We start from the raw sequence: 10,993 nt of genomic DNA, 5'->3' as shown, positions 1-10,993 counted from the left end.
AACGAAGTGAAGGTGGGGGATGAATCGGTTTTTTCTTTTTTTAAGAAAATTACATTTTTTAGAACATACGTTTCATTTTGTTGTATAATTGTCTTATCAAACAAAATGAGGTGAGAACAGGTGAAGAAAGCGTATTTTTCGAAGCGAATCTATAAGACAGATGTACCGCATGAAATGGTAGAGATATTGACACAGACAATAGAAACATTTAATACAGCGAAACGATATGCGTTTCAAATGATCGTCCGAGAAAAACGTTGGAACCGTAAGTTGCATACAGATAGCCTTCATCTTGTTCTCAAGCGGAAATATCAATTGAATGATTACTATGCAAACAGTGCGGTGCAAGAAGCAAGGGTGTTGTTTACAAGTATAATGGAGTTACAGAACATATATGAGAAACAAACACAAGAAAAGCTCAAAAAAATCAAACAGAAGTTGAAGCAAGAACGGACAAAACGGACAAAGCTTCATAAAATCAAACAAAGTTGTGTAAAAGGAAAGGTTATGTTCCCCAAAAACTCCCGCTTTTCGAAGCACAACCAGATCATCTCCTTGTCTCGTAAAGAGGATACATTGATTTGGCTGAATGAATATCTGTTTGAACACCAGTATTTAGATGTTCAAATCAAAAGGATCCAGGCAAAAATCGGCCGTTTGACTCATCGGCAATATCGTTTAAAGCAGAAGCTTGAATCGTACCAAACGCATATTCCGAGTGCGGTGTTTGGTAGCAAAAAACTGTTTCGGTCTCAATTTACAATCGATGAGTTCGTGCAGAACCATGACAAATGGAAAACATTATTTTCTCGTGCTCGAAATAAACAACTTACACTATCTGGCCGTAAAGATGCCAAACACGGAAATTTTGTGTTTCAGTATGTTGTTGAGAATCAGGAATTATGGATGACAACAAGTACAGGAAAACTAGTTATGTTTCCAGCTGTCACATTCCCGTATGGGCAAGAAATTGTTGAGGAAGTGATCACAAAACAATTACAGTGTAAGAATAAGAAAAAACATGGCAAACCGATTGCGTGGTCTGTTGAAGACCATGGTGAGTATTACATTGTAAAGTGTTTAGTTGATGTACCGGAAAACCCTCACACGAATTACAGTAAAGCGGATGGTGTCATTGGTATAGATTGTAACCTAGACCACTTTGCATGGGCGAATGTAACGGAGGATGGGAATTACAAAGGGAGTGGTTCTTTCCGTTTTTCAGTTATTGGAAAAACAACTGGACAAATCACAAAGATAATCGAAGCGGAAGTCATTCGCTTAGTTGACTTAGCGGTGCGGTATCATAAGCCGATTATCATAGAAAAGTTAGATACCACACAATCCAAGACAGGTGATCGATATGGAAGTAAGCGTGTGAATCGAATGAAGAGCATGTTCGCTTATAGGAAGATGACAAGCGCGATCCTGAATCACGCGGATAAAATGGGCGTGGCTGTCTTTCAAGTCAATCCAGCTTACACTTCTATCTCAGGAAAGATGAAATATATGCGGAAACTCGGGATATCTATTCATCAATCCGCGGCTTTTATGATTGGGCGTCGTGGATTAGGGTATAAAGAAAAAGTACCTCAAGTGCTTCAGCCTTATATTCTAAAGAAAGAAGCACACCACTGGAGTCATTGGCATCAATTAAACAATCGACTGGATATTCGTACCCATCATTTCTATCAGTTATATGATGTGAATCAGCCGAAAGAGGCAGTACAAATCGAGCGATTAGACTTACTTGAAGATGAAAAGAAAAAACTAGCAAACATGTTTGTATCATGAAAAAAGAACCCCTTGTCCCAGTCTCTTACGCTTGTTACCAGAGCAGATAATAGGTCTAGGAACTGGATGCATGACAAGGTGGTCTTCTCCTCGATATAGGAAGAAAGTGGCTATACCTTTTCTGTTTTCCTCGAAAGACAGAAAGAGGTCGTCTTGTCTAAGGACACTACTGAATTCCTAAATCGTTGTATCCTTTTTGTTGAACGAGAGGAAGTGTTTTTGCGAGGGCAGGAACAGTAGAATCTCCCACCTCAAGCTCATGTAGAGGTAGGTGGAGGTAGTTCAATGAGGCAGATGTTACTGAAATTAAATTAGAGAGTAAGTATGATATAGCAGTTTGTCATGCTTTTTTATTGCATATGAATGATCCGAAAACAATGTTGCAAAAAATGATAGATTCGGTCGTTGATGGAGGGAACATCATTTGTTTTGAACCACACTGGATTTCTAATATGGCTTCGTATAATCTTAATCAACTTGATCAATCCGAAATGATTCAGCTTGGTGTTCTTCAAAAGTTATTTGAAAATGATGAAAAACGGAATAGAAAAGATGGAAACATTGGGATTAAATTACTGGTATATCTAAGTGAACTAGGCGTGGAAGATATTGAGTGCCGGGTTAGTGATAAAGTTAATTTTCTTAACGCCAATGTGAATCAAGCAGATAAAAAGCTAAGGGAAGAAGGTGTAGGCAATATTCCTGCTGAAAAGGAAGAGTTCATTAAACGTTTAATAAATAGAGGACTGACGTGTAATGAAGTGATGGCACAGTACGAAGCAGAACTACGATTTTCTAAAAAGTTCAATATGGATTCTTCTTTGGTCTATGCTCCAAGTATGAAGATTACTTTTGGTGTAGTAAAAAAGAGGTAGTGTAGATTTTGAGGTTAAAAATAAAGAACCTCTTTCATATATTAATGTGATAAAGCTTCTAAACATATATGTCTTATATGTTAGAAGCTTTATTTTTTTAGGATATATTTATTTTTATTCCTCGTATAAGAATAAATGTTATTTTTTTATTTTCCATAAAAACAAGCAAAGGTAGCATAAGAGTAGAAAACTGAAGATGTAGAACGCATTTGTTAATCCAAATAAATCTGATAAACTTCCGCTTAACATAGGTCCGAAAAACATACCGATTGAATAAGCCGTATTATAGATAGCGAAGAGTATGCCATACGCACGAATTCCGTTTTGATCTGCAAGGTATGTAAGCTCTGGTAAGGTAGAGGCTAATAATAGGCTAAAACTGATTCCAAGTATAGCCAATACAACTATTTCAAGGACGATATGAGAAACGATTGCTGTAAATGGAAAACATAAGGAAGCTATGATTATGCCTAATACCATTGATTGTTTCCTGCCTATTTTTGTTGAAAGTGTTCCGATAATTGGTGCAGTCAATCCATAGGCAAGAGTTGGGATTGCAAATAATAGTCCAATTGTTCCTGGGCTAAGGTGTAGGGTGTCTTGTAAGTAGAGAGGAAGAGTTGGTTCTAATGCACTAGGTAAAGCAGCCCCTAGAATAATAACGCCGATAACTATAAATAGAGAGTGCATCTTAAAAATAGATCGATAGGAAATGCGTTGGTTTGTATTGTATTTTGGTTCATTACGAAGCAATGTCATTCGTAATATGCCATCAATGAGGGCGATAGTTGCTGCCACGATAAAAGGAAGATGATAACCACCCCATTGATAAAGTAAACCACCGATTGTTGGGCCAAGGAGCATTCCAGCTGCTTGACCAGATAAAGCTAACCCCATTGCTTTTCCGCGATCTTGCATAGGGAACACATCAGCTAAAAGTGCTAAACCAGCTGTCCATGTTGCCGCTGCAGCTAATCCTTGCAGCATTCGGGCAAGGACGAGAAACAAAAAATTATTTGCGATCCCGAATAATATAGTCGCTGCTGCTAGTCCAAATAAGCCTAGAATCATAGGAAGTCGCCTTCCGAATTTATCAGAAACTACTCCTAAAATAGGTGTAGCAAGAAGTAGAGTAATAGCGTAACTCCCAAATAAAAAGCCAATCTCTGTTTGGGTAGCACCTAGCGTTTCTGCATACTTAGGTAAGATTGGGACAATCATTCCGTAGATTAGCATATCTGTAAAAACTGCTACTGCAACAACCCATAACGAAGCTTTTTGTACGCGAGACATCTTTAATTTATTTCTCATCATTTTCCTCCGATTTATTTTTAGCTTCTAATCGAGATAACATTTTTTCCATCTTTTCAATGAAACGAAGCTGCATCTCACATTGTTCATAAATATTTTCAAAAATAAGGGTGACATGCTCTGGGATATTTATCATTTTTTCTTTAATAGATTGTCCAGCTTTCATATTTTCGTACATTTCTATAATTGTCTTTTTTTGATCTTGTAAGGCGGATGAAATGCGTTCAAGAGAAAAAGCATTTGCATTGAAAAAAGTGAGTGCTGTATATAGCTCTGTTGGGAAAGCGACTGAAGATTGTTGGAATGACTGAAGTATAAGTGTATGGAACTCATCTTTTCCAGCAGGTGTAATACTATAAATTGCTTTGGAACGATTACCTGTTTTTTCAACGGCATCAAGCTCTACTAATCCTTCTTTGTCCATTTTTTTTAAAGCATGATAAATCGAAGCGGGAAAGACACCTGCCCAAGTGTCTGTTTGTGCGGATTGCATAGCTTGCTGTAATTCATATCCTGACATAGGGCCGTATTGCATGAGTAAACCAAGTACCATTAATCGTGTCATATATATCCTCCGTTCAAATAGAAAACATTAAATACTAAACGTTTAGTATTTAATTAAAATATATGTGGAAATATTTGTTTTGTCAATAAAAGGGTAGGAATTATTTGATCCTGCATTTTATGGAAAGCAATAAAATGATGTAAAAGTTCAACGTAAGTAAAGAGGCTTAGGTGGGATATGAAAGATCTGTAAAAGTCCGATGCATAAGTAGAGCTCGAAACGGTTCTTTATGAAGATGAAGCGGGATTTTTTGCAGAGATTGCGGAAGAAGATGAAGATTTAGAAGTAGTACGGGAAATGATAAAGTAATGGAAACTTTTTTTGATGTATAAATTTCGGAATGTAGGAAATAAATAAAAATATATTTCTAAATTGATTGACAATTATCTATTTCATGGAATAAAATAACTGTTAATAAAAGTATACAAATCTGAAGACGAGAACGAGTAAAATATTGTACTGTTCCACAGAGAGCCGGCGTCATGCTGAAAGTCGGCGTACAGACTGTATTTGAAAATCATCTCCGAGGAGCCGTGGCTGAATAGAGTAAGCTCGGACGGATGTCTACCGTTACAAAGAACGCGTATGTTAGTACGTTGCTAAGTGCTATTAGTTGAGATGCTAGTAGAATTAGGGTGGTAACGCGGGTAAACCCGTCCCTACTTGATAGGGACGGGTTTTTTGTGTGCTTTTAATACATTTCAAAGGAGTGATTGTAAATGGAAAAGGTAGATGTAAAAGAATCAGCTGTAGGGAGAGAAACACGAATTCGCAAGCAGTGGAACAAACAGAATATCTTTGAACAATCCATTCGAAATCGTGAAGGCGCACAATCTTTTGTTTTTTATGAAGGACCGCCAACTGCCAATGGATTGCCACATGTTGGGCATGCGCTCGGGCGGACAATTAAAGATTTAGTAGCGAGATATAAAACAATGACAGGATATAAAGTGCTTCGAAAAGCAGGATGGGATACACATGGATTACCGGTGGAATTAGGCGTTGAAAAGCAGCTTGGCATTTCTGGGAAACATGAAATTGAAGAATACGGAATTGAACCATTTATTCAAAAATGCAAGGAAAGCGTATTTACGTATGAAAAGCAGTGGCGTGAATTTACGGAGAGCATTGGATATTGGGTCGATATGGATGACCCATATGTAACTTTAGAGAATCCTTATATTGAGAGTGTATGGCATATTCTTGGGACGATTCATGAAAAAGGCCTTCTATATAAGGGACATCGAGTCTCACCGTACTGCCCAAGTTGTCAAACATCACTTAGTTCACATGAAGTAGCACAAGGATATAAAACAGTAAAAGATTTAAGTGCAACGGTAAAGTTTAAAGTATTGAATAGTGAAAATGAATACTTTCTTGGATGGACAACAACGCCGTGGACGCTGCCTGCCAATGTAGCACTCGCTGTACATCCAGATATGGAGTATGTGAAAGCGGAGAAAGACGGGGCAGTTTATGTTGTTGCAAAAGAGCGCGCACATTATGTATTAAAAGAAGACTATCAAGTATTATCGACTCATAAAGGAGAAGAATTGGTAGGTACTTCCTATACAGCACCGTTTCCTATGGACGAAGTTACAAATGGCTATCGTGTTATTTCAGCAGATTTTGTTACGGGAGATAGCGGTACGGGACTTGTTCACATCGCACCAGCTTATGGAGAAGATGATTATAAAGTTGTACAGAATCAAGGGTTATCATTCCTTCATGTTGTAGATGAAAAAGGTGAATATACGGAAGCAGTTCCATTTTTACAGGGGAAATTTGTGAAAGAATGTGATGTTGATATTGTTCGTTATTTAGCGCAGGAAGGGCTGTTATACTCTAAAGAGAAATATGAACATAGTTATCCGCATTGCTGGCGCTGTGATTCACCACTGCTTTATTATGCTGGGGAAAGCTGGTTCATTCGGACAACTGCGATTAAGGAGACCTTCTTAAAGAATAATGATGCAGTCACATGGTATCCAGACCATATGAAACACGGGCGATTTGGAAAGTTTTTAGAGAATATGGTGGACTGGAATATTAGCCGGAGACGATACTGGGGAACACCGTTAAATGTATGGCAATGCGAAAGCTGTGATTATCAATTTGCACCGAAGAGCATTGATGAATTAAGAAAGAATAGCATAGGGGAGACAGCAGAGAATTTAGAGCTGCATAAACCATATGTAGATGAAGTGAAGGTATGCTGTGAAAAATGTGGCAGCTTGATGACTCGGACTCCGGAAGTAATCGATGTTTGGTTTGATAGCGGTTCGATGCCATTTGCACAGTATCATTATCCGTTTGAAAATAAAGAACTTTTTGAGGAACAATTCCCGGCAGATGTAATTGCTGAAGGTGTTGACCAGACTCGTGGTTGGTTTTATAGCCTATTAGCGGTAGCGGCTTTATACACTGGAAAAGTACCATACAAACGTGTATTATCCCTTGGGCATGTGTTAGATGAACAAGGACAGAAAATGTCTAAAAGTAAAGGGAATGCATTAGATCCAGTAGAATTAGTCGAGAAATTTGGTGCAGATGCATTAAGATGGGCTCTTCTTGTTGATAGTGCACCTTGGAATGCAAAACGCTTTTCTGAAAGAACTGTCCAAGAGGCGAAATCAAAACTTGTAGATACACTCGTGAATGTATATAGCTTCTATGTTTTATATGCAAATTTAGATGAATACAATCCAAAAGAGAAGTATGAGGTTAAGCGGACGAAACTTGATGAGTGGGTGCTATCACGACTTCATAGTACAACGAAAAAAGTAAGAAACGCATTAGATGAGTATCAATTTACAAATGCAGCTCGTGAAATTGCAGCTCTTGTAGATGAGGTGAGTAACTGGTATGTAAGACGTTCGCGCAATCGTTTTTGGGAGCCTGGCATGAATCCTGAAAAGGCAGCTGCGTATGAAACCCTTCATGAAGTGCTGGCTACAATTAGTAAATTACTTGCTCCGTTTACTCCATTTGTAGCCGAAGATATTCATCTTAATTTAGAAGGGAGCAGTGTTCATTTAACGGATTATCCAGAAGCAGATGAAACATTTATTCATACAAAGTTAGAAGAAGAAATGGATGCTGTTTTACAAGTTGTTGAGCTCGGACGTAGCAACCGAAATCAGCATACGTTAAAAGTAAAGCAACCATTAGCAGAGCTTGTATTACTTGAGCATCATGAGCAGAAGGTAGACTGGGAATCCTATCGTGATATTATTATGGATGAACTGAATGTGAAAGAATTCCATGTAGAATTAGATGAAACAAAGTATACAACGTATCAACTTAAGTTGAATTTTAAAACAGCAGGTCCGAAATTTGGTAAGAATGTCAATACTGTCAATCAGTGGTTGAAACAATTATCGCAAAAAGAAGTACAAAACTTTGTTTCAATGGAAAAAGCGTTTTGTAAGCTTGGAGCAGGAGAAGAGATTGAAGTGACAACTGAAGATGTAGTAGTAGAACAAGTACCAAAAGCAGGATTTTCTAACACTACAAATGGACAATATACAGTCATGTTAGATACCAATGTGACAGATGAATTGTTACAAGAAGGCGTAGCACGGGAATTTATTCGAGCTGTTCAAGAGTATCGAAAACAGTTAAATCTACCAGTTAACTTACGAGTAGATGTAATTCTTGATATAGAAGATGAATTACAAAGCACATTAACGAAACATAAAGGATTGTTAGAAGAAAATTTGTTAGTAAAGAAATTTACATTTAAGGAACTAACACAAGAGAATGATGCAATTTCTTTAGGTGAGAAAAAGGTTCGTATTAAGTTGAGTCCAGCTAGCTAAATCTCCTAAAATAATATGTAAATGGAAAGTTTAATCACAAAATCCTGTATGAATCATGCAGGATTTTGTTTTTTGATTAGCTAGAAGAAAATAACGACTTGATTCCAGTATCATTTTATCCCGCATTAATGAGCAGTAATACTCCCACCTCAAAATTCGGGAAAAGCAAAGAAGTTAGGTGGGAGATAAACTGCCCGTAAAAGCCCGATTGGTGAGAGCTTTTAATCAGTAGGGATGAAGAAAACCCCCACTGATTAAAGTTTCACTTTATATGAGGCGAACTATAAAGACAGCCATCATAGGCTATGTATGTTATATTTTGCATCTCTAAATTTCGAATAATTTTTAAACGTTTTATTTATATATAGACAAGAAGGAATTATATGTATAAAATTTATGAAGAATTAGCCGAAACATGTCGAATAATTTAATGTTTAATGCGTGCACTATTTTGAGTCATAACGATTATTTTCTTCATTTTGTAAATTTAAATTTTTGCATAAAAAATAGAGGAGGGATTTTATGAGTAAAATAGTAAAGCGATTTCAAAATATGAAAGTAGCTAAGAAGCTGTTGATTTCATTTTTTATTATTTTGATTGCTGCTATTTCGATCATTGGTGGTATGTCTTATCAAACGGCTAAAAAGAATTTTGAATCACAGATTATGAGTAGTGCAAATGATAATATTAAAATACTAGATAATTTAATTAATCAAACAATTGGAGCGAAATTTAACGATGTTACACATTTGGCAAAAGTAATTGATAGTAGTGTCTATCAAGGAGAAAATCAAGGTGAACTTAAAAAAATATTTTCACAATATATTAATTTACATCCAGAAATTGAACAGGTATATATTGCAGGAAATGATAAGAAATTTGTTCAAGAGCCAGATATACAAATGCAAGCAGATTATGATCCAACAACACGTCCTTGGTATAAAGATGCAGTAAGTAAGCAAGGTGGTATTATTGTAACGGAGCCATATAAGGATGAAATAAATGGTCGCATTATAATAACGATTGCCAAACAAATGGACGATAAAAGTGGTGTTGTTGGGTTTGATTTAAACTTAGATGATTTGTTAAAAACAACAAAAATGATTAACATTGGAAAAAAAGGATATGCTTTTATTCTAGATCAAAATCAAAAAATAATTGCTCATCCACAAGAAAAATCGGGCGAAAAAGCTGCGGATTCTTGGGCAAAACGAATGTATCAAGAAAACCATGGGACCTTTACTTATTCATCTGGTGGTAGTGAGAAGGAAGTTGTGTTCGCTACAAACGTAAAAACAGGTTGGAAAATTGGTGGAACGATGTATGCAAGTGAAGTAGTTGAAGCAGCTCAACCTGTATTTTATAACATGTTAATCATCATGGTGATTTCATTACTTGTAGGGGGGGCACTTATTTATTTCGTGACGCTTTCTATTACAAAGCCTCTAAAAAAATTAGTTGTTACCTCCAGTGAAATTCGTGAAGGGGACTTAACACAAACAATTGAAATTCATTCTAACGATGAAATTGGACAGCTTGCGAAAGGGTTTAATGAGATGACGCATTCATTACGCACGTTAATCGGTAGAATTAATACTTCAGCAGGTCATGTTGCAGCTGCATCTGAAGAACTGACGGCAAGTGTGAGACAAGCAAGTGAAGCGACAGAACAAATTACAATGGCGATGGATCAAGTTTCAGATGGGGTAACAACTCAAACATCGAGCGTAGAACATGGTGCATTATTACTTTTTAATGTAACAGAAGGAATTCAGCATGTAGCAAATAATTCCTCTTCAATTGCCAATGCATCTACATATACACGTGAAAAAGCAGAAGATGGTGGGAAACTTGTAGGACAAACAGTAAATCAAATGCATTTGATTGCAGAGTCGGTATCGCAGTCCGATGCTGTAATTCAAGCATTAAATGATAAATCAAAGCAAATTGGTGATATTTTAGAAGCGATTCAAAATATTGCAGATCAAACCAATTTACTTGCATTAAATGCTGCAATTGAAGCCGCACGAGCAGGTGAGCATGGTAGAGGGTTTGCGATTGTTGCTGATGAAGTACGAAAACTAGCAGAACAATCTAGTGTATCATCAAGTGAAATTGGTAAATTAATAGGTGAAATACAAAAGGATATGAGCAAGACCGTAAATGCTATGAGTAATGTGAATGAAGAAGTTCAATCTGGCCTTGTAATAGCGAATGAAACGAAACAGAACTTTGCAGAAATATTGCATTCTACAAATGAAATTGCTACGCAAATTGAAAGTATGGTAGAAACGGCAAATGGAATGTCGAAAGGTGCTAATGAGGTTTCTGTTTCAGTTGGTGAAATTGCCATGACAGTGCAAAGTAATGCGACAAGTACACAAAGTGTTGCAGCATCTGCTGAAGAGCAGTTGGCTTCTATGGAAGAAATCAGTTCGGCTGCGGGTACACTGTCACAAATGGCTGAGGAATTACAAGTATTAATTGAAAGATTTAAAGTGTAATAAAGCGCACCTAGACAGATTGAAGAGCATTTTTTTGAAGGTTTTTCATAACTTTCGAAAGTATTTATTATTTTAAATAAGAAAAGAGCGGTGATTTTTATTCAATCACCGCTCTTTTCTTA

General features: G+C 36.8%; 5 protein-coding genes, 1 pseudogene and 1 other annotated feature. Of the genes and pseudogenes, 4 read left to right on the top strand and 2 right to left on the bottom strand.

The features are described from left to right. Positions 1-120 precede the first annotated feature (120 nt). Both V7183_RS12875 and V7183_RS12870 read left to right on the top strand, forming a co-directional pair. On the top strand, positions 121-1,794 hold the full coding sequence (locus V7183_RS12875) for an IS200/IS605 family accessory protein TnpB-related protein (RefSeq protein ID WP_335359770.1): 1,674 nt from the start codon (positions 121-123) through the stop codon (positions 1,792-1,794). Positions 1,795-2,075: 281 nt separating this feature from the next. Then, a pseudogene (locus V7183_RS12870) lies at positions 2,076-2,669 on the top strand (class I SAM-dependent methyltransferase); the annotation flags it as partial. A 138-nt stretch (positions 2,670-2,807) separates the two neighbouring features. Here the strand turns inward: V7183_RS12870 and V7183_RS12865 are convergent. Continuing rightward, the gene (locus tag V7183_RS12865) at positions 2,808-3,980 is read right to left on the bottom strand and encodes an MFS transporter (RefSeq protein ID WP_335359769.1); all 1,173 of its coding nucleotides are present in this window, start codon (positions 3,978-3,980) and stop codon (positions 2,808-2,810) included. Then, positions 3,970-4,545, bottom strand: a complete 576-nt coding sequence (locus tag V7183_RS12860) for a PadR family transcriptional regulator (protein ID WP_335359768.1) — start codon at positions 4,543-4,545, stop codon at positions 3,970-3,972. Before V7183_RS12860 ends, V7183_RS12865 begins: the two co-directional genes overlap by 11 nt. 424 nt (positions 4,546-4,969) lie before the next feature. Beyond that, positions 4,970-5,209, top strand: a binding site (T-box leader). Between the two features lie 55 nt (positions 5,210-5,264). On the opposite strand from V7183_RS12860, the gene ileS reads away from it, so the two are divergent. Then, on the top strand, positions 5,265-8,366 hold the full coding sequence (gene ileS / locus V7183_RS12855) for an isoleucine--tRNA ligase (RefSeq protein WP_335359767.1): 3,102 nt from the start codon (positions 5,265-5,267) through the stop codon (positions 8,364-8,366). Positions 8,367-8,888: 522 nt separating this feature from the next. Then, complete coding sequence (locus tag V7183_RS12850) at positions 8,889-10,871, top strand: HAMP domain-containing methyl-accepting chemotaxis protein (RefSeq protein ID WP_335359766.1); 1,983 nt, start codon at positions 8,889-8,891, stop codon at positions 10,869-10,871. The last annotated feature ends 122 nt before the right edge of the window (positions 10,872-10,993 follow it).

Origin of the sequence: Bacillus sp. JJ1127 (assembly GCF_036965845.1) — a bacterium.
Classification (GTDB): domain Bacteria; phylum Bacillota; class Bacilli; order Bacillales; family Bacillaceae_G; genus Bacillus_A.
This window is presented reverse-complemented; position numbering and strand designations above follow the sequence as displayed.

What these genes read in the sequence shown, in the direction of transcription:
- V7183_RS12865 (WP_335359769.1), bottom strand. Translation starts at nt 3,980, where the DNA reads ATGAGAAATAAATTAAAGATGTCTCGCGTACAAAAAGCTTCGTTATGG.
- V7183_RS12860 (WP_335359768.1), bottom strand. Translation starts at nt 4,545, where the DNA reads ATGACACGATTAATGGTACTTGGTTTACTCATGCAATACGGCCCTATG.
- ileS (WP_335359767.1), top strand. Translation starts at nt 5,265, where the DNA reads ATGGAAAAGGTAGATGTAAAAGAATCAGCTGTAGGGAGAGAAACACGA.
- V7183_RS12850 (WP_335359766.1), top strand. Translation starts at nt 8,889, where the DNA reads ATGAGTAAAATAGTAAAGCGATTTCAAAATATGAAAGTAGCTAAGAAG.